Raw genomic sequence first — 21756 nt, 5'->3', positions numbered from 1 at the left:
TGATAATGGGTGTCAGAAATGCGCTCCATCCGCTTTATTCTTTCACTCTAGCGAATGAACATGAACTAAAAACTAGAGTTGTATCAACCGGGTGTAAAATCTAAAAACGATTCATTCTCACCACCTTTAATAACAGAAAGCAGCTCTTCCATAGAGGCCCATACATAATCCGGTTGAACCTGGGATTGCCGGATATCGCCCTCAGAGGTTACCCCCGTCAGTACGAGCGCAGTACTAAGGCCGTTAATGGAACCAAACAAGATGTCTGTTTCCAGCCTGTCACCTATCATCAGGCAGCGCTCACTGGACAGCCCTCCCGATTCTAGCGCTTTGGCTCCGAAATGCTTCGACGGCTTACCGATAACGGCCAGTGGCTTCGTGCCGCTGGCGGCTTCAATCGCCTGCACCATCGCCCATGTGTCGGGAATGAGATCGCCGTCAACCGGGCAGCATGGATCAGGATTGGCTGCAATCATAACCGCCCCATTGCGTATGGCTTTCATTGCCTGATGCAGCTTGCTGTAATTGAAATGCATATCCATTCCAACTAACACATGCGTAGCTTCAAGTGGATCTTCCGTATGACTAATCCCTTGTTCATCCAATTCGCAGATCATCGCCGGTTCACCAATGACCAGCACGTGGATTTCCGGCTTCTCTTCACGCAAATACACAGCTGCGGCATAAGCCGCTGTCACCACCTCTTCCAAATGACATTCCAGCCCAAGTCTCTTCAACCTTAATTGGCATTCTCCGCGAGTCCGGGTTGTTGTATTGCTCAGAAACAAAATCTTCTTTCCTTGATCCCGCAAAGCCGCGAGCGTCTCCGAGACGCCAGGAAGCAAAGCGTCTCCAAGCAGAATCGTCCCATCCAAATCAAAAAAGTAGCCATCGAAATCCAACACACCCGACAAAATACAAGCAGCTCCCTTCCAGCACCAACTAGCAACATGGTTAGTTAATAAAATTCGCTTTACTCAACAAACGCTTCAATACGACTGCCGATTGCGCGCGGGTTGCATAGCTCTCAGAACCCAACGTATTTGCGGTCGTCCCTTGCAATAGACCCACGTTAATTGCTGCGGCCATTTCCGAGTTCCCCCAGCCAACAGCCTGTACATCCTTAAACTTACTAAGCATTTCGGCTTGCTTCTCTGCCGAGATTTCTGTAGCTATGCCTGCATAAGTGAGAGCACGGATAGCCATCGTTGCAAGCTCTTTACGTGTAATCTCTTGATCTGGACGGAAGGTTCCGTCTTGATATCCGCTAATCAGGCCTGCAGATACTGCCGTCACCACATCTTCCGCATACCAGGCAGTGGAGTTCACATCATGGAAGCTTGGAGCTGCTTTCACAGGATCTAAGCTCAATGCCCGAACTAGCAGCGCTGCGAATTCTGCCCGGCTAATATTACGGTCGCCGTCAAAACGATGATCACTCACACCATTCACGACCAGCTTGTTTGCCAACAGCTCAACCTCAGCCCTTGCCCAGTGGTTGGCCATATCCGTAAAGCTGATATTGTTCTCTATTACCGTATATAAGCTATTTCCATTCCGTTTTAACGTAGCTGTCGTTTTACCGTCTTTGGTGAAGAACAGCGTTGGAACGAATTTCATCCGGTTCGTCCCGGGGATCATTTGCACGCCAGTCGCTTTACTCGGATCCACTACCTTGTTTAGTACAATATCCCGTGAAACATAGGTGGAACCAAACGAAACAGTGATAGACTTCCCTTCTTGATTCACCGCTTCTACTTCAAAATTCACAGCATCTGCGACCGATGTCCCTCCTGCAGCTATCACTGAATTTTCCACTGCCTCAGCATCGCGACCGCTTAGCTTTTGAAGTGTCACTCGGATAGACATGGCATCTACGCTTATGTTAAGCTGCTTGGCCAATGCTTCGAGATTCAGAGTAGATAAAGGCAGAGAATACGTTGCATGCTCGCCCATGATAACCAATACTTGATCCTTCTTACGGCTTGCATCCAGAAGGCCAGCCGCTGCTAGCTCCAGCTTCTCTCCGGAAAATTTCACTTTCACTTGGGAAAAAGCATCAAATGTCTTCTTCAAAGTGGCAGCGTCCACTATGCCGTCTACCGCTACAATCACATCCGTGGGATTAGCCGGGATAACTGGAATTTCAGTACCACCAGTGCCGCCAGTACCCGTACCGTTTCCACCGCCTCCAGTGCCGCTTTCTACCCGTGTCATAACCTTAATACTCGGGCCATTCGTGCTCCATTTTCCGGCTTTATTTCCCGCCTGGACGGTGAAAATATATTCTGTTCCGGCATTCAATCCGCTCACATCGATGCTCCTCACAGTACCATCGACTGTACGGAACACTTTATCTCCTAGATACACGATATATTCCGTTACGCTATCCTCATCGCTTGCTGCTGACCATGTTAACGTCAAGCCACTTTGTGTTATCTTAGTAGCTTCAAGCTTCCCATCGTTCCAACCTGGGCTTCCGCCGTTCGGCTCTTCCGGCTCCTGACCTTTGATCTCAAAAGCTACCGGTTGCGTATAGATGTCGTAACGATTTGTATTACTTTCATCCATGGATGCCGTATATCTGTACAGAGCATGTGCCGTACCTGATTTCTTGGCCGTCATTTTACTACCGTTCACCTCAACCAGATCTTGGCCATCCAACCACACGAGATCAGGTGTCACGTTAGTCTTATCGCCCTTAAAGCTCTCAACTTCTGCTAGAATTGGAATCGTCTCATTCTTCTCTAGCACATAGTGGTCTTTCTCTGGTTTAATTGCAGCCGCCCAATCCGATGCCCAGAAAGAGTAGTCGGTCGTTATACCAAATGCTCCAAGCTTGAACAATCTAATGAAGTCGGCTTTATTATTGAACGTCCACGGAGAGACCAGAATACCCCGATGCTTCGCAGCCTCCATGAAGTTCTTGCCCAATCCGGAATAATCCGTATTGAAAGTCGCATTCAGCGGCTGGAGCACCTTCAGCGTCTCACGCAGCGATCTACTGACATTCGATTCGTTCGCTATATAGCCAGTTAATAATCCGGAAGGCATCTCCGGCATCAGCAACGCGAGCCGTTTCAATTGATTGGCATCAAAGGACATCGCATTGATGACATCTTCTGCATTCTTCTCCTTGATAATTCTCACGAAGGCATCGACAGCTGCGGGTGTACTCGTCTTGATTTCCGCCATAACCATCTTCCCGCTCTGCCGAGCCAGATCAATCTGCTCGTCCAAGGTCACCATAGGCTCGAATGGGAATCCATTCGGATAAGGCTTATTTGCATTCAATGTTTTCAAGTACGCAAGGTTGTAGCTTTCTACATTCCCACTGCCATTCGTTGTCGTCGACAGCTCTTGACTATGTGTAATAATCAAATGTCCATCGAGCGTGAGGAACATATCGTTCTCAATGAAGTCCGCCCCCGCTTCGAGACCAAGCTTGTTACTAATGAGCGTATTTTCAGGAGAAACGGAAGGCATTCCTCTGTGAGCGATAATATAGGGCTTGCGGATAAGCGTCGTTTCGTGGTCATATACCTTGTATGCCTCGAACGCTTTCGTTGGCGAATCCGTAACGATACCGTTTAAGCCCGCCGTAATCAATTGATGAAGGGATAGGCTTTTATCCGCTTGGCTTGCAGCTTCTTGGGTCCATACGATGATGGCGCGTTGCTGCAAATAGGCCACATTTTCCATAGAAGAAGCTTTTTGAGGCAAAATTGCAATTTTAGACAAACTAACCGTCGTTTTTCTGCGGATATCCATCAGGTCTTCCTTAGACACGATGTTCATCGAGCTGAAATCAACGATTCCACGGATCATCGGATAGAGGGTTCGTGCTCTTTTAACTAAATCCCCATTGACCGAGATGACAAAAGCATCCTCGATCCCCTTGCTCTTCAGAGCATCCACCAAGCCGTTGACGGTCTGTTCGTCTTTCACGTAAAAGGCTGGGATCATCCTGGCTCCAATTGCGTCGATCATCGAATCCAGATCTCCGATTAGGGTTTGGCCAGACGGGTCCGTAACTTTCAAGCTACCGTTAACATGTACAATGACTGTGGCAGGAAGCGTAGTCCCAGTCAGTGCGCTTAGATCGTTCATGCTTTTAATCTCGGTCACCACGGATGGCGCGATCGAAATTTTGGTTTCCGGCTCTGTCACGTTGACAAAGAGGTCGGATGGCAGAGGAGACAAAGCGTTTTGTTGTAGCGACACACGAACGTTATCTACCTTCATTTTGCTACCGTTTGCCTGGAATCCGATGCCTCCTTTGGCATAAGCAGTTGCCATATCATTATTGTTGATTAATTTGTCATCGATCTGTTGTTCTACTCTGTTCCCGAATGTCTTTACCACATAGTGATACATTTTGGCAGGATCGAGTGCCTCTGTATAAGTCCCTCTATCCATCACATTCCAAGCATTAGCTGGAGTTCTTTCAGAAAATTCAACTCCATTGGATGCCGTTGCATCCTTTCTTACCGCCATCTGATAATAGGGATAATTATTGTTTTGGATTCTATACATGATGGAATTCCATCTCGCTGCATCGTTCGCCGCCAGATGAGTCACGTCCGCTTCGATTTTATAATCGCCGAACATCGCCAAATATTCAGGGAGCAGGACTCTGGAAGGATTATTGGGCGAAGAGCTCGCATCGATCTCCAGTGCTCCGTCCTTCACTCCTGCTTTCCCTACAGCGGCACCTTCCTTACGAATCCATCCCTCTGGAAGCGAACCGTCCGCAACCGCGTCAAAATTTTCTTCATATAATACATATTCAGGATCAGCAGCATCCTTAGCAGCTATAAGCATTGTGGCCGTTGCACTGTCCATTTGTACGGTCAGCAGATGGGCGCCCTTTTGCTGCACTTTGATTACCCCGTCTTCTATGACAACCGCAGGATTACGGGATGACCAGCTTAACTCGTCGCCCTTAAGCGTTCCAGAAGTATAATCACTGAAATCCGCCTTGAAAGTAAGGGTGTCTAATGGGATCTCCGTTCCAGTTATAGCAAGCTTGTAGCCTTCATCCGGCACTAAAGAAATGGTTTGCACACCGGTAGTCGAGGGGGTTACAACGATATGCTGTGTAGCTTCAGCATTGATATATACCGCTTTTACCGTTGCGCTTCCCTCTTTAATCGGAACGATTTTGTTGTTGATAATTTTAATAACACTCTCGTCGGACGAATACAGCTTAATCTGTTTATCTGTTACAAGATCTGCAATTCCATCGGATTGATAGACGCTGCCTGTTACGCTAACTGGCGTAGTTAGGGCTTCTAAAGTAGAAGGAAGAGTCACATCCAGACGTTCCGCAGTTATTCTCGTCACCTTCAGGTTATCAAACGATACTTTGCTCTGATCGGCCTGAAAGCCAACCTTTCCCTTTTCCAACAAAACATCAGGACCTAGATTCTGATCCACCACCAGCGTATAATCGGGATCGCCCTTCGCCTTGATATATTCCTTAACATTGCTGCCGGAAACTCTGATTTTCCATGAATAATCTTCATTAAGCATCAACGGATTCCACGTTCCCGTTACGGGTGTAGGCGTTGCCCATTGATTATCTTGCTTCCTTAAGGCCACTTCATATCTGCCGTCCTGCCTAACAGCCATCTGATTATAGGGGTTCTTACCATTGGAAGCGCCTCTGAACATGATAGCTGCCCACCGGCCTCCGTTCAGAACCTCCTCGAATTTCACATCTGCCTCAATCACGTAGTTATCCCATTGGACCGGCGCCGTGATTCGGGCCTGTTTGCCGGATGCATTTCCGTCGAACTTCAATGCCCCATTCCCGTATGTATCCCGAACGACGGATATCGGAGTACTGCCGGCATTCACGTCTGATATCCATCCGAACGGAAGCTCACCATCCGCATATCCATCAAAGTTTTCCTCGAGCAGCACCGGGTTAACAGCTCCTGTTACCGGATTGCTATCAACCAGGTTGATTTGGCCGAAGCCGCTCGTGTTATTCCAGAAAGATAAGGTGTTATATGCGCTCCAATAGCTATTTCTTATCTTTGAAGGATCAGTATCATAACGATCTGAAGCTCCAATTTCGATGCCCAATTGCCTCGTTACCAGCGGATCTATATTCAGCATGTCCCATGGCACCGCCAACTCCAGAGACCAACCGTTATTCGTAGTTTGGATGGCTCTAAGAAGCTTTTTCTCGTCTTTGCCGCTATGATTATTGAGCGCTGCTCCAAAATGAAATTCCGGAGTCGTCGTTCCCGGCTGATAAACGAATCCCAGCTGCATGTCGTCCTTAGCAAATGGAGTAGACCGATGCATCGTAGGATCGAAAAACACGTTGATATTATCCTGCTCGAACCAATAGCCCGAACCGTTAGCTATCAGATTATCATCTTCCAGCTTGACGCCAATATAGAGATATCGGTTATCCCAGAGCAGACCGAAGCTCGAGTCTTTGAAGTTGCCCTCCCCCTGCCTCGTGTCTAGCTGCTGATCCAGATTCCATATCGATTCGTCTAGACTTCCGTCGATCACGGGCGCTACCAGCGTTTTGTTTACATCGAGTGATTTCCTTACCGCATCTGCAGCATTAGCCTTAGGTAAAAACGAATTAAACTGAATGATTCCACTTACTAGAGTAAAAATGAGGATAACGGAAAAGAACCTAGAATGTCGTATCACAAGTGTCCAATCCTTCCATTCCACAGATTTAGCCTCATCCGAATAGAGTTCAAGACAATACAAAAAACCCTTTATCCATCAAACGGATGCCGGCACGGCAAAATAAGTGCTCATCCATTTGTTGCATAAAGGGTTATCTCCTCGACTCATACCCTTATTATTCGGTTGTCAGCTACAAGTTCTACTTTATCAGCCTTTTGTTATCGTAGTATCAAGCACAAATGAAAGATTTGTAAAACTCAATTACAGGTTATTAGAATCTATCTCTATTATCTGGGTGTCCACAGGTGCTTGCTACCCATCGAAACCGCACTCGCTCCTGCTTGCAAGGCAATCTCAATTTCGGTATGATCCTGAATTAATCCACCTGCAATAATAGGTTGGGAAAGCGTGTCGCGCAACTTCGTAATGACCCTTGGAATAAGTCCGGGCATAATCTCGACAGCATCTGGGCAGCTCTGCTCTATGTTCTGAATAGCTTGATCCAAAGCCGAATTATCAATTAGGAAAATCCGCTGAATGGCGATCAGTCCACTCTTCTTGGCTTGCTTCACAAAGTGGCTTTTCGTAGTAATAATGCCTGTCGGTTTTATCCGCTCCGCGATAAATTTAATTACGATAGGATCACTGCCCAACCCATTAATAAAATCCACATGCAGAAAAACTTTTTTTCGTGCACGAAGCACTTGGCTAACATATTCCTCCACCGTGAACAAATCGCCGATTAGCAAAAAGACTACCGGCCATTCACTATTGCAGGCTGCTTGCAGATCCGCAGTCTTACGTACTGCTGGAATGATCCTCTTAGGCCCCCAATAATCATGCATATTCCGATTCATCTCCAGCCCTACTCTCATCATAGTCTGATTTATAACTCTCACTCAAACTTAACTGATGAATGTTTCGGGAATGTTAACGGTCCGTCCTTATTGAATGACCTTATGAAGAAATGCCCTAATTAATGGGTGAACGATATTTTTGAATGCTGAACGTTCAGGCTGAAATAGCGTCCCAAATTCCGTACTGTTCGACTATTTCAAAATCACCATAAATATCCGCAGTCTTTGAGCCATGTGTAAGTTTAAAAGTAACCGTTTTTTCACTTACCGAACAAGTAAAAGGAGCAACCAACATAACCATATGTTGAAACCCCCCACATGTTCCTAGAAAGGGTACATTATGTTCTCGTGCAAATCGGATACCATTTAACGCCCCTTGCATATTCTTATAGGGACTAGCAGGAACAGTCCAAATGGCTTGAAACGCTGCTAGTTTATGTTCAAAATCATTTTCAAGTGTATCCGTTGGAATCCACTCAATTTCCATATGACAATGAACACGCTTCACTACGGATACCGCATCCTTCACTCATCCGAATTTTCAAAAGTACAACTCTTCAGTAGCCAACTTGAGGGCTATTCTAATCAAAGATTCAACATATGAACTATCAGCTCCGGTAGTTTCTATTAAGTTAAACATTCTTTTTTTGCGTTCTGTTGTCATAGGGATATTATGATATATCCTCTTACCGTATCTAACACTATATATATCTGAGATTTGATTCAAATTATTAGTAATATAAGAAAAATGAGCTATCTCATACAATATACGACTAAAATTAGTTTTGAATTTCTCGTATAATAACTTTTTGTCTTCATCAACAACAATATTAAACTTAAGTTCAAAAGTCTTTTGAGCATTATCAACCGCTAATATTCCTTTATTAAAAATAGCAGCAAAATCAAAACCTGGGGTTATGTCGTAGCTAATGCCACGATATTGTCCTGGAAAATCATTCTTCATTTCGTACAAACCAGTATCCAAAGTGATCCAACGAAAGTCTTGGTTATCCCTTTCATATAGAGTTCTTTCTTGTTCGATGAATGAATAATAAATCTCGCGAACAATTTCATGAAAGTATTTCTCATTAATATCAATTTTGACACTGTTTTTCACTAACAATACTGATCTAGTTTGAATCTCTATAATCTCTTTAACTTTTTGTAGTAACCTTTCTTGAACTTTCATGAGAGATAACAAGTTATCACCAATCATAGTGGTAAAATTATCTAATCTATCTATCATAAAAACTCGCTCTTTAATAGTATTATAATTTAGTTTTAAGGAAGTATTAATTTGTTCTTCAACATAGTTATACTCCACTGTTTGTAAAATAGATTCCAAACTCTCAATTAATACAAGTGATGAGATTTTATCCTGATCAGCCTTATCCAGCAAATTAATGACCGACAAAATATCACCATCCCCTTCTTCTACAACATCCAGAGCTCTTGAAGAGAGTCCCAATTGATCTAGGGTTTTATTTTCAAGAAATGTTTCTAAATAGTCCTTTTTCAAAATATCTAAAACAACTTCATCCGAATGACCAGCTAAAATGAAGGTTTTTTCTAAATAACCACTATTTTTCACACTTTCCATTGCATATTGAAGTATATCTTGTTTTTCAGTAATATTTATATTAAAAAGTACAACATCTGGATGATAGTTATTAATATAATTTAATGCTCGATTACCGAACTTAATCGAGTCTATTTTCTCTCCATGATCAAGTCCAATAGTATCTATTATCTTCACGTTTAATCCTATATGTTCAAATTTATCATTACATGGCAGCCACACCTCCATTCTTTCTACTAAAGGTGATGCATAAGATTTGTCATCTTTAACTTGCTTATTATTAGCATAAAAGGATTTAAGTATATCCGAAGTAGTTCTTCTGATCTTATTATTAATCTCTTTAGAACCATTTTTCGAGGGTAACGTTAGTTTAATGAAATTCATATCTTCATCTTGTGTAATTGAATCAAAATAATTCATTGCCTCAATTAAAGTAGATGAATTGAAAGAATAATTCTCGACATTCTCACGGGAAAATAACGAAATAACAATTTTAATAATTTCCTCAAACATCAAGAGCTTTAAGTCATCTAGAATTGGCTGCTCCTCAAAGATTCTATTATACTCGATTGATAAATTTTCTAATAATATAGCTTTATCTTCTGATCGTGTATGTAGTTCTCGAATAACCGTAATCTTATTATCTAAAAGTGCATCAGAATTATACATCTCACTCTGTTTTTTCAATCTAGTTCTTTCAATTTCAACCATCACAGACTTAAGAAGCTTTTTCAATTCCTCAAAGATCACATGATTTTCATGTCTTTTTCCTAATAGTAACTCAATATTAAAGATTCTATCCTGATCGCTTACAAACGCAGATAGGCTTTGTGAAATTATATCCGACCAATTTATACCCTCTACTTGCACAGGATCAGTTTTTTCAAATAATATTACGTCTATTTTCACAAGAAAATTATGGACGCTTCCTTGAATCAAATCTGAGATACTTTTTGAACGTTTCATAGTTGGTCTTATAGAAAATCCATTTTCAGAAACACCAACAATGGATGATAGTTCCTTCGCGATTGAAGGATCAGTAATCAGATGATATTCGTTTTCAAACATCGATGTTTCTCTGAGTCCGACTATTATTTCAAAGATATTCCAGTATTCTTTCGGTATAAAAGATCTAATTCCAGCTGACTTCCCTGATGCACTTTTCCCCATACTCAGAATAGTACGTTCATTACTTAAATAATTTAACAATTTATTATGTGTAGGTTCATTATCATTTAATATGATGAATTTATAATATTCGTGTATATCAATTGCAAGATTTACGGCATCGATGCTGTAAACAGAACCCATACCTTTATTTATATAAATTTTCATTTTTTCAATTTTAGAGATCATAAATCCTTTTTCGATCATGTCATTCACTTCATCAACAACTTTGTGCAATCTACCAATTTCTATGTTTTTATCCGGGCTTTTCTTAATGAATTTCCCATTTTTTTTTAATTTTCCATATACTTTGGGTTTACCACTATCATTAATTACAGATAGATTTGTCTCAAAGATTTGTTGAAGACTGTTATTCATATAATCATCTCCTTAAATTTCATAACCACATTGCATTTTGTATTTAAAATCAACATTTATAATTTTTTATATATCTTACTTAATATACATTCGTCGGAAAAAAGAAGAAAAGAATCACAATTAACAATATTATTTTGAGTATGAAATATCCAATATTCATCATAAAATTCCCCCTTCTTCTTCCCGACTTCCGTTAAGCTTATAAAGAAAACATAATCACCTTTTTTCGCATTTATACATATAATAAAACATAAATAACCCATTAACAGAAACTATGGTATCTTTATTTCTTTGCAATCCCATAATAACCCATCCGGAAATTCTTGTCTATCATTTTCTCTTATTATCTATTCAAACCATTAAATATGCTCTAATTATGAAAATATAATAGTCACTTTTCTTTTAGCATTAAAACTTGGATTTATACGACCAACCATGGAACTAGCATCAGGACCATATAAAATCAGGACTGTAAATACCATTGGCGCTTATTAAATTGAGATCGCTAGTAACTACCCAGCGTTAACCCTAACTGAATTGTTGTCCCCATTCAAATGAGTTTGAACTAACTTCCCCGCTCCCATCTCGCAATTTCCAAGAGTAATTAAAATTTGATGTGAAAGCCGAAAAGAGACATGAGAAATCATTAGAATTCGAGGCAAATCGGGGCTAGAACAGCAAAACATGTTTGACTTAAGGGCAGGGAAAGTCATCAGGGAAGTACTGGGATTAAGAAGAGATTAATCGGATAAAGAATCGGGGAAGAGCCGGATATAAGCTGAAATTATAGGCTGGGTAAAAGAAAAAGCAGAGCGAAAATCAGGAGGTAAACCTGACAATCGGTCGGCTTGGCGGCAAACTTTAAGTGACGAATGGTACACTTTGTGGAACATCGGTAAACTTTAGAGTGAATGCACAACTTGTTCGAAGAAAAAAAAGTGTTAGACTGGGATTGTTGATTTGACGCGGTTTTTGAGATTGAAAATCGTCAGCTTTTAAGAAATAAGTTTTAGACTCCTACTTGCAATTCAACTTCTAACAACCAGAAGCTGAAATATAAAGTATTAGACTAAAGTTTAAGAATAAGTGTCACTATCTTTAGAAATGGTAGAAACGGCTTTAGAGTACCCCCGCCGTATTGTCCCCATGCAAATAAGTTTGCAACTCCCCCTCTCACCACTCCATCGCCCAAACTCCAAGCCACACAGGCCCTCCCAGCCTTTCTCGCTCCCTATCCCCAAAGTTTGATGCAAAAGCCGAAAAAGGACATGAGAAATCAAAAAAATTCGAGGCAAATCGGGGCTAAAAAAGAAAAATAAGTTTGACGTAACGGCAGGGGGAAGAGCAGGGGGGATTGACTGGGATGAGGGGGCAGGAACGAGCTGAGGCAAGACCTAAGAAGACCTTAAGAACGGGATATAAAGAATCGAGGAAAAGCCCGAGAATGCAATTCTGGAAAGGGATCGCCGATTTGAGAAGCAGAAAAAAGAAAGAGAGAAAAAGATCGAGGAAGAGCGGGATGTAAGCTGGAATTATAGGTTGGGTAAAAGAAGAAGCCGAGCGAAAATCAGGATAAAAACCTGACAATCGTTCGGCACTGTGGCAAACTTTAAATGATGAGTGGTAAACTTTATGGGGTCATGGCGAACTATAATGCATGTGTACAAAGAAAATAAAGTAGTAGACTGTCGGTCTTGCTACTAAGCCTTTTTTTAAATCAATGAACGTCAGCTTCTGGAAAATAAGTATTAGACTCAGCTGATTTTCTTTCCCCTTAACACTCGAAAAAGAAAAATAAAGTATTAGACTAGCAATTCCTTAATGACGAGGTTTTATAGGGTTTTGTCCTGAAAAACTCTGATAAAAAGCACTATATTCACATTATCAATCTAACACCTACAACATCAGTAATCGCTAGACTGACCACGCACCTTTGAAATCCTTATATCACGATTTCTTAACCTTTCTCTCACACCTTCTCTCGTACCTACCATACCCTGATTTAAGCAATAATCTATAGGAAACTTGTTTACTAATTGATTCTCAAGATTTCCGGATAGCAGAGGGTAATTAATAAAATCACACTCAGGACAAGGACGTACAAATACTCTCGTGGTGTCTAAAGCCCTAAAGCAATCTATCGCTAGTGCATACACCCCGATATCCTCCGCGAGACGATCCAATGGAATTTGTCTGCCCCAATGTTCCTTTATTCTTCTTTTTATATCATGACTTATCCCAATATAAGCTTGACAATAATCGTCTAAAACTATAACGTAGAATCCTTTGACCTCGTTTACAGAATTAAGGTCAGTAATTTCATCAAAGGTATACGAATCTACTAACCTATGCAATTCTGCATTAAACTTACCCCAAGACAGAATTTTGAATATTTCATATTAAGATCGAAATTGATCAGAGCCTTCTCGAATTTATTCTTTAAGCCTTCAAGATGGGGAGAGGTAAAATCTTTACTCCTAAATACTATATAATTATCAGCGGTTAATCTAAATCCACCCTCTTTATTGCGTAACTTTACCCCGAAATGTGTGGTCATTTATATTCCGTCCTCCTAGCTCTGTCCCTTAAATAAACCCAACTTAACAACATATTCCCGATTCCCCCCTAAAACACAAGCTTTACGCAGCGGACTAAAATCAGAATTTCTAAATTATTAAAGTCCATTACAGGAGAATCAGTCTACAACTTTATTTTCCTAGTCTAACACTCTATTTTCCAGTCTAATACTTTATTTTCTTGGGACAGCATGTGTCAGGTGATAAAAAAGTTTGGAACCATTTTTATTGATTATACTAGGCTTGCCGCGGCATGTGATAAAGTCGAAAAAAAGAAAGTCGGGAACCACTAATAATTATCATGCAAAGAAAGTTTGGAATCATTCGAATTCAATACCTTATGCTAAAAGCTTTCTTCGATAAGTTGTTCAACTTCCTAATGACTTTTTCCAGTACCTATTTGGTTATTATAAAAATTATAGCTTTTTCTCTTTGCATGAATATTAGAACACTTTAGCGAGGAAGTTGAAAAATCGCAGTTGACAACACTCGATCTTTTGAAGTCCGTATCAAACATGTCACATGATTTAAACCGAGTGTACAGAAGTTTACTCGCACTGAAATCAGCCAGGCCTAATTGTGTCTCTTCAAACTCACAGTTCACAAAATTACAATCCCTTAGACTAGACTTAATAAAAAAGGAGTTTTTAATAGAAGCACCGTTAAAAATACAACCTTTAAAATTCATTCCGTTCAACTTGGAAAAAATTATTGTAGCGCTTGATAAATCTGCATCTTCAAATGTAATAATCCCTGTTAAATCTTGTACTGCAAATCTCGCTCCTTTTAAACTAGCTTTATAAAAGTTCACCTTTCTGAACTTAACTGATGAAAGGTCTACCTGACGGAATATTGCCTCACTAAAGTTGCAACTATTTAATTGATTTTCAGAAAAAGTACAATGTGAGAAATCAGCTTTTGCTGCATTGATTTTATTTAATTTGGCATGAGATAAATCAGCTCCCCCTAAGTTAGCACCTTCCAAATTGGCCCCACTAAGATCCGCATATGATAGATTAGCATATGACAAATCACAATTTGAAAGATCTGCATTACGAAGATCTGCGTGACTTAAATCAGCTGAATAAAGGCACGCACCTTTTAAATTTGCATTAAAACAGATTGCTCTTGAAAGTCCAGCATCCCTTAGATCTGCGCTAGACAAATCGCAATCAGTTAAATTACTTTCATTAAATACAGATTTATTTAATACAGCATTTGGAAGCTTTGAATTGTTTAACGCGGCCTTTGTAAAATTACATTGAATTAATTGTGCATTAGAAAAATTACAACGCTCCAATGATGCATTGTTCAGGTTAGAATTGAATATTTCTGAGTTTTCAAGAAAAGAATCGACAAGTACAATTTCAATCATATTAGTTTGGGAAATCTTCGTAGAGGTAAGTATCGATTCTCTTAGTTCCACTGCCTCAAGATCACAAAAACTAATTGTCGCTGCATACAAGTTCGCGCCCCTCATGTTTGACTTAGAAATATTAGAAAAATTGAAATGACTGTGTGACAGATCCGAAAATGATAAATTAATTCCAGATAGATTGACATTATTAATATGAGCCTTTTCTAGATTCACTCCCTCCAGGGTTAACTCATTAGCTTCAAATGTATCACTGGAAAGTTGTATTAATTTATTGAATTCATTTGTTAGGTCCTCTTTATTCACTTTAAAAGATGCGCCACATCTATCACTTAATATAGGAAGTATTGTCCATAATGCAAATAAGACATTTTTTTCAATGGAAATTTTCTTTTGTGCATTTCCTTTGTATTTCATAGAGTATTCTTTAAACCACGAATTACTCTCTTCATTTAGAAAGTAATGTTCAAGATAGTATTCATAATACAAACTCAAAAGGTTCTCATAAATTCGTTTTGAATTTACCTCATCAATTCCACTTAGCAATGGAATTAAATAAAGATTTAATATATCTTGAGTTAGTTTGAATCCACCAAAGTTTGTATAAAAAACACTGGCTATTTCATTGACATCACTTTTTTTCTGTCCCAGGCTTATCAGTACGTCCAATAGTGCTTCCGCTGTTAGATATTCATAAAAGCTTTTATGAATATATTCAAATGCGTATCCACTCCCCAAAACGGGTTTCATATAATTGAGTACAATGAATGAATTTATTAAAATTAATGCATTTTCCTTATCCTCTATTAGCTCGGATGGAAGCAGAGCCTTTTCATATATATCATTCTCATTAATATAAAATTTGTCAGAGTGATACATTGATAGAGAAATATTTTTATTGAAAGATCTTTTATGTACCGCAAGCATCTCTAAATTCATTTTCTTTTTCAGTGGATTATACTCATCTTGGTATTTTACTGTAGCACATGTCCAATCAATCAAACGTTTATAAAACTGATGATACTCCAATTCTATTATTTCCTCGATGACTAATGTCTCATCTTCATAAACCATGGTGCAGAATAAATAAAGAAATAAAGGAAGACTTACAAGCAGCTCCTCATCGTCCTTTGGATATTTCGATTTAATTGAATTACTATAGTACTCATCTTCCCAATAATCAAACTCTGATTTTCTTTTCATATATAATATTTGGTCAACAAGAGGTTTATTATATCCCTTAGCCACAGACCATTTATTAATCCACTCGATAATCTGAGATTCCTTAAAATGCTTAATTTCTAGAATATTTGTCCCTTTAGGGATGAGTCTTTCGTATTTTGCAAAAGCAGTAGTTCTACCTGTTATTACTATTCGTATATTTTTATATTCTTCCGAGAATTGAATTAATGATATTAGGAAATCATCGAGTTTCCCTTCATTTAATATATGCAACTCATCAAACCCATCAAGAATAACAACAATTTTCATTTTTTTGAAATGAGATGACTTAAATGATGGAATTTCTTCTTCCAGTTCTTGTTTTAATGAAGCTTTAAAATCTCTGCTAAATTTAAACCTTTTTAGATCAATATGTATTAAAAACCAATCTGGTATATCTGGCATATTTGATATATTTAAGAACAAAGATTTTGAATAAGAGCTTTTACCGACGCCTGGATCACCATGGATTAATATAATGCTCTTTTGTTTTTCCTTAAATAACAAAGCTATCAATTTTTCATTAATACTTTGTCCCCTATCTTCTGCCGAGGAGGATTCAAATATTATTCCTATATCATCAGGCCTTCTGAATTCTTCTCTAAACTCATAATGTTCAAAGTCTGGAATCACAAATATATCCACTATCGAAAAATTTTCTCTATGTAAGTTTTCATAAATACTATCTTTCACTCTCCCTATATACATTGTAAATTCATTTGAGACATCATAAAGTCCATTATCATCAAGATGTTTATTTATTCTTTGTTCCACTCTATCAGTTCTCATAGTTAGATAAGCCATTTCTTCCGTTACTTTGTTCATAAAACTTTCAACTATAGGATTGATACAATTGTGCATCTCTAATATTGATTCATCAAGGATAGTATCGATTAACTCTCTATTTAACTTTCTGTCATCTTTATCAATTTTTGCAGATCTATTATAAACTTCCGATAGAAGCCGACTATGAATTAACTTGCTCATTCCTTTAGTCTTATCAATGGAAGATAGTATAGTTATATTTTCTTTAGTTAATAATTCAATGATATTATTTACATCAACATTCTTAAAATCCCAATTAATAGTATGAACAAATTCCTCAATTAAATCAGTATTATCTAGAATACTTAAAATGAATTCAAGCTTATTTATTTCTGTTTGTAGTTTATTTGTTACTTCATGCCCCTTTTTATAAACATCAATCTTTATTTGTAATAATGTTTGGTATTGAACTTTTAAAACGTTCCTTACATAATTACAACAATCTTTATATATTTGTCCCTTTAGCTCTCTTTGATTTAGAACCCATGAGTGAAATAAATCACCTTTATCATTAGGTTTTGAATTAGAAATAAATTGAAACCTAACTGTTTTTCCATTCCGATATTGAAGGAATAAATTAAAAAAATTAAAAATTGTTTTTTTTATTTCGATATCACTTAGAGAAAATGTACTTCCATAACATTTTATTTGTGAATATGTCACATTACTATTGCTATCCGACTCTTTCAAATCATCTTCTACTTCGCAAAAAATAGATTTCCCATTTACTTGAACGTAGTTTTCTAACCAGTTGTTCAACGTTATTAAGTATTGAAATAGAAACCCTCTATTTGTGGGTATTGCTTCTGTATTCTTTCTAAAAATGTGAAGTTCCTCATCCAACATTGTCTCACCTCAGCTGTATATCTGATATTTTAATCATATTTAATTCCTTCGTATTGCAAAATAGATTAAATTGTTTCACTTTCCATAGAAAATCCCCATCTACAAATACACTACCTTCATTCAGTAAAATTAAGTATTCATTTCGACGCGCATCAACTAATATGAGTTCAAAGCTAAAGTCATGACTACTGACACCATATTCATCAATATTTAATCGCAAAGGGTCAGATGAACCAAATCCTACTAATAATTGGCCTACTATTTCCGACTTAGGTTGTAGGCTCAACTTAAAATCAGCACCGATTATTTGATCTAAACCATATACCCGATGTTGTGATAACTTTTTACCCTGATCATTAATAATATTTAAAATGCCTGTAATAATTGTAATTGGGAACTCTGTTGTATTAGACAACAATACTTCAATAGATGCACACTCATCGGCGTCGTGTATTGCATACAATGTTTCTTCTATGAATCTGACTTCAAACCCACCTTTATTCCGGTACATATAATCAAAATCACTACGTTTTGCTGCAGAATTTGTACTTCCCTTTCTAATTAAACAAAGGCCCTCACTCAATCCATTGTATTTTCTTTTAAGCATATAGGGTTTATTGTCCGTACCATATATCTTAAAAACCCCTAGTAAAGCTTCATTGTATTCATACTTAAAATAATCAAATTGAATATCAGGTTCAATGTTACTCAGAATCACCTGGGTGTAGTTTGATGAATCAACAAAATCCTCTGGATTAATCCCTTTGATTGTTCTTCCCTCAGGTCGATCCTTAATTCCGATGATAATATATTTATCTCCCTCATGACGTGAATTTGCCATCGCCATAATATCAGCAACTAAGTCCATATGCTTGTCTTTTGAATATTGTTTTTCTTTAAAATCTAAGTACTCACACTCGTAGCCAATTTGTAATAAGTCGGAGATTGTTTGCATGTAGAATAACTCCTTCTCACTAAGGTGTTAGCTACTTAATTCGACAAATACTATCAATATCCTACCAAAATTTCCAGTTGATCCGAACAAATATAGCTATCATTGTTTATAGAAATAAAAAGAGCATTAACCGGGAAATGGCTAATGCTCTCATATCTTTATGTTATTTACCTTGAATATCCCCTAACCTAACAGTGACGTTCCTCATTAGCGTAATCCTCAAGAACACTTTACATAAATTAACATTTAGTTCCACATATCGCCATATTGTGACTGTTGTAGTAAAATGAGATAGACAAGAAGTCCTAAGCCATTCCTTCAGCCGATGAAGATTTCGCAAGGGAGAATCCTAATGTTTGATGAAAGACGTTATGTACCAGTATTAAAGTGGAAGCAGGGCGAACAGAAAGCCATAGAGTCTCTAACAATTACTATAAAACAAGGACTAACCCCGCTCATTGAAGTTGCACCGATCGATTGGGATTTTGACAATGGGACGTATAAAAAGACAATTGACGAGCACCTCGATGGATTCGGAGAAATAGTTTCACGGTCATGGGGAATAGATGGTTCTGTGTTTGTAGACTTACTTTATATTGAACCTAATGATCGAATGGCATCCGGACAACATCCATTAGGCTACGTTATGGATGATTTACGACTTCATTTTGTTAAAGCCATCCCAGTTACAGCATGTGATCGCGATGCAACATATAATCGAGAAGTTTCTACCGCACATCAACAAGATGGCTTAGGTATCTGTATACGTTTAGTTGAAGAAGATTTCGACAACCTGCACACACGAATTGATGGGCTGTTGAATTCTTTGCATATTGGTCCCACAGAAGTCGACCTAGTAATTGATTATAGACATGTTGACCCTGACTCTAGAACGAGAACTACATTATTACTCACGGGACTGATTAATAGCATGCCTTATCTGCAAGGATGGCGAAACATCATTCTCTGTGGCACAGCAATCCCGAAAGACTTGTCCGAAATTGGCGCTGATAATGTAGGAGTAATAGAGAGAACCGAATGGTTAATTTGGAAGAGACTTGTACAAACAAATCTCTTAACAAGAAGACCAATTTTTGGTGACTATGGAGTTGCACATCCTGAGCCATTTGAAGCTGATCCAAGATTAATCAGAATGAGCGCAAATATCCGGTACACTGGGGAAAATAAGTTCATAATGTTCAGAGGGCGCGATCTAAGGAAAAATGGATATGCTCAATACTATCAACTTGCCGCTCAAGTAGTAGCTCACCCAGAATATTCAGGACCGCAATTTTCTGCTGGGGATCATTATATTTACGAAGCGGCCAATCAAGTTGGTACTTCGGGGAGCCCCCAAACTTGGAGGCGTGCAGGAACAAATCATCATTGGACATATGTCGTTAATGATCTCTCCAACGTGACCTTGCCTTAAGAGTTTTGCGGACCTCATCTTGCAGTTCGTTTAAAGGCAAATTATTTGCCAAAGCATCCCATAGCACATTTCGAGGCTTGCTCAATAGTCCTTTCTGCAAGCCTCTTTCCTTTAATATCCTTAAAGCCTCATCTTTCCACAGCAATTGAGATAGAGCAAAACAATCAATCTCATTATTTTGCTTTGGCTCACGTACTGAAATAAAATTTACGACTCCATCTTCATCCATTTCCGCTCGAGTTATACCCCACCACTCCGGGGTCATTTCAATAATCCCATCAATATAGCGATTCGCAGTTAGGATAGTTACCGTATCAAATATTTTATTATATATTTGGCTTTGCCTTGGCAAACGCTCTAAAGTATCACTTTCACTTTTAATTTCAAAGCCATTAATTGCTCCATTCACTACTGCAACATCAATTCTTGCATCTCCCTGGCACAAACCAAGCTCATCAAGAATTAATGTATCGGGTTCGTTAACATGCTCTCTTCGAAGGATTGAATGAAGACATACACGTATATCAATATCCCGAGTTTTCATGAACACTCATCTCCCCATTTTAATGCGCGTGCAAAATTCGCATAGTATTATTTTAGCACATGGTGCTAATACTTGGATAGGCAAAAAGAACCTCGTCCAAATTATCACTGATCTATGAATATTGGTCCTGCAGAGTCTGTAAAATAGAATGTGTAAACTCCTAAACCCATTAAAATGGAAGTATAAGAGAGGTTGGGAAGAACACATGGGATTATGGACAAGCAGCAACACCGAGCGTTTATTAAAGATAACAAGTTGGTATCTGCCCAGGACGCTCAAAATGCATTAAAGAATCTTTTTGCCGAGACGATACAAGAGATGCTAGAGGTAGAGATGGATGCACATTTGGGCTACAGAAACATGAAATGCAGAACAAACAAATGACCATAGCCGGAATGGCAAGAGCAATAAAAGCATCACCAGTGAGTACGGGGAGCAAGAGATCGTGGTTCCTCGTGACCGTGAAGGTGACTTTGAGCCGCTTGTCGTGAAGTAGCACCAAACCAATGTAACCGGTATTGAAGACCAAATTATTGCCCTCTATGCCAGAGGTGTCCGCACCCGTGAGATCCAAGATCACTTACAAAATCAATATGGTGTTGAGGTCTCTCCAACCTTCATCTCCAACGTCACGAACAAGATCATCCCCCTTATTAAGGAGTTGCAGAATCGGCCGCTACAAGCTGTCCACTCGACTCGGTTCGTCTCTTATAAGGATTTGAAGAAGGCCACAACTGATCTGAAACCCATCTACAAACCCGTTAATGAGGAGATAGCTCTTGTTGAGCTAGATCGTTTTGAGTAAATCTGGGGAAGCAAATACCCGCTCATTATCCGTTCCTGGCGTAATAACTGGGACGAGCTAGCGACCTTCTTCAAGTACCCCGCAGAGATTCGAAAAATTATCTACACTACTAACATTATTGAAAGTAACCACCGTCAACTACGTAAAGTAACGAATGGTAAAAGCATCTTTCCAACGGACGAATCACTGCTTAAATTGTTATACCTGGCCACGATGTATGTAAAACGAAAATGGACGGGCCGAGTACAGAATTGGGGTCAAATGCTGCTGCAGCTTTCCATGTTCTTCCCGGATCGTATCGGACAGCATTTACGATAAAATCCCCCTTGGGTGGGGGGGGAGCACTAAGAGAGTTTACACAAAAGATTTGACAGAACCAATTAATAATCGAAATCGATAGAATTTCCGCTTCTGTTTTCTTGCCATCAACGTAGATTGGTGTATTTGTTACCTTCCCTTGTTTACTTACTGATTCGCAGCTGCAGGTAATGCAGCTACGCTGAATACAATTAATACAAAAACAAGTAGTACAA

At 39.0% G+C, this 21756-nt stretch carries 9 protein-coding genes and 1 pseudogene; 2 read left to right on the top strand and 8 right to left on the bottom strand.

What is annotated here, in order from left to right; genetic code table 11:
- Positions 1 to 83: 83 nt before the first annotated feature.
- The 7 genes from M1K58_RS25060 to M1K58_RS25030 form a co-directional block, all read right to left on the bottom strand.
- A complete protein-coding gene (locus tag M1K58_RS25060) occupies positions 84 to 905 on the bottom strand; it encodes an HAD-IIA family hydrolase (RefSeq protein ID WP_372339209.1) in 822 nt (273 codons plus the stop codon).
- 49 nt (positions 906 to 954) lie between these two features.
- On the bottom strand, positions 955 to 6705 hold the full coding sequence (locus tag M1K58_RS25055; RefSeq protein WP_256761623.1) for a glycerophosphodiester phosphodiesterase family protein: 5751 nt from the start codon (positions 6703 to 6705) through the stop codon (positions 955 to 957).
- Between the two features lie 245 nt (positions 6706 to 6950).
- Positions 6951 to 7520 (bottom strand): glycerol-3-phosphate responsive antiterminator, encoded by a 570-nt coding sequence (locus M1K58_RS25050; protein ID WP_256761622.1) that lies wholly within the window; start codon positions 7518 to 7520, stop codon positions 6951 to 6953.
- A gap of 154 nt (positions 7521 to 7674) precedes the next feature.
- Positions 7675 to 8028 (bottom strand): glutamine amidotransferase-related protein, encoded by a 354-nt coding sequence (locus M1K58_RS25045; protein WP_256761621.1) that lies wholly within the window; start codon positions 8026 to 8028, stop codon positions 7675 to 7677.
- Positions 8029 to 8061: 33 nt separating this feature from the next.
- The gene (locus tag M1K58_RS25040; protein ID WP_256761620.1) at positions 8062 to 10644 is read right to left on the bottom strand and encodes a hypothetical protein; all 2583 of its coding nucleotides are present in this window, start codon (positions 10642 to 10644) and stop codon (positions 8062 to 8064) included.
- A gap of 2952 nt (positions 10645 to 13596) precedes the next feature.
- Positions 13597 to 17487 carry a dsDNA nuclease domain-containing protein gene (locus M1K58_RS25035; RefSeq protein WP_256761619.1) on the bottom strand — a complete coding sequence of 1297 codons (3891 nt, stop codon included), beginning with the start codon at positions 17485 to 17487 and terminating at the stop codon, positions 13597 to 13599.
- 4 nt (positions 17488 to 17491) lie between these two features.
- Complete coding sequence (locus M1K58_RS25030; protein WP_256761618.1) at positions 17492 to 18442, bottom strand: AlbA family DNA-binding domain-containing protein; 951 nt, start codon at positions 18440 to 18442, stop codon at positions 17492 to 17494.
- Between the two features lie 352 nt (positions 18443 to 18794).
- Here M1K58_RS25030 and M1K58_RS25025 point away from each other — a divergent pair, with 352 nt between their 5' ends.
- Entirely contained in the window at positions 18795 to 19874 is a 1080-nt protein-coding gene (locus M1K58_RS25025) for a beta family protein (RefSeq protein WP_256761617.1), read from the top strand.
- Here M1K58_RS25025 and M1K58_RS25020 read toward each other — a convergent pair.
- On the bottom strand, positions 19843 to 20418 hold the full coding sequence (locus tag M1K58_RS25020) for a sce7726 family protein (protein WP_256761616.1): 576 nt from the start codon (positions 20416 to 20418) through the stop codon (positions 19843 to 19845). The two genes, M1K58_RS25025 and M1K58_RS25020, sit on opposite strands and share 32 nt — an antisense overlap.
- Before the next feature lie 213 nt (positions 20419 to 20631).
- Here M1K58_RS25020 and M1K58_RS25015 point away from each other — a divergent pair.
- A pseudogene (locus M1K58_RS25015) lies at positions 20632 to 21541 on the top strand (transposase).
- Positions 21542 to 21756: the final 215 nt, after the last annotated feature.

The organism is Cohnella sp. WQ 127256, assembly GCF_024519285.1.
GTDB lineage: Bacteria > Bacillota > Bacilli > Paenibacillales > Paenibacillaceae > Cohnella.
The sequence above is the reverse complement of the archived record's forward strand: the minus strand, read 5'-3'. Positions and strand labels throughout refer to the sequence as shown.

What these genes read in the sequence shown, in the direction of transcription:
- M1K58_RS25050 (WP_256761622.1), bottom strand. Translation starts at nt 7,520, where the DNA reads ATGAATCGGAATATGCATGATTATTGGGGGCCTAAGAGGATCATTCCA.
- M1K58_RS25040 (WP_256761620.1), bottom strand. Translation starts at nt 10,644, where the DNA reads ATGAATAACAGTCTTCAACAAATCTTTGAGACAAATCTATCTGTAATT.
- M1K58_RS25035 (WP_256761619.1), bottom strand. Translation starts at nt 17,487, where the DNA reads ATGTTGGATGAGGAACTTCACATTTTTAGAAAGAATACAGAAGCAATA.
- M1K58_RS25030 (WP_256761618.1), bottom strand. Translation starts at nt 18,442, where the DNA reads ATGCAAACAATCTCCGACTTATTACAAATTGGCTACGAGTGTGAGTAC.
- M1K58_RS25025 (WP_256761617.1), top strand. Translation starts at nt 18,795, where the DNA reads ATGTTTGATGAAAGACGTTATGTACCAGTATTAAAGTGGAAGCAGGGC.
- M1K58_RS25020 (WP_256761616.1), bottom strand. Translation starts at nt 20,418, where the DNA reads ATGAAAACTCGGGATATTGATATACGTGTATGTCTTCATTCAATCCTT.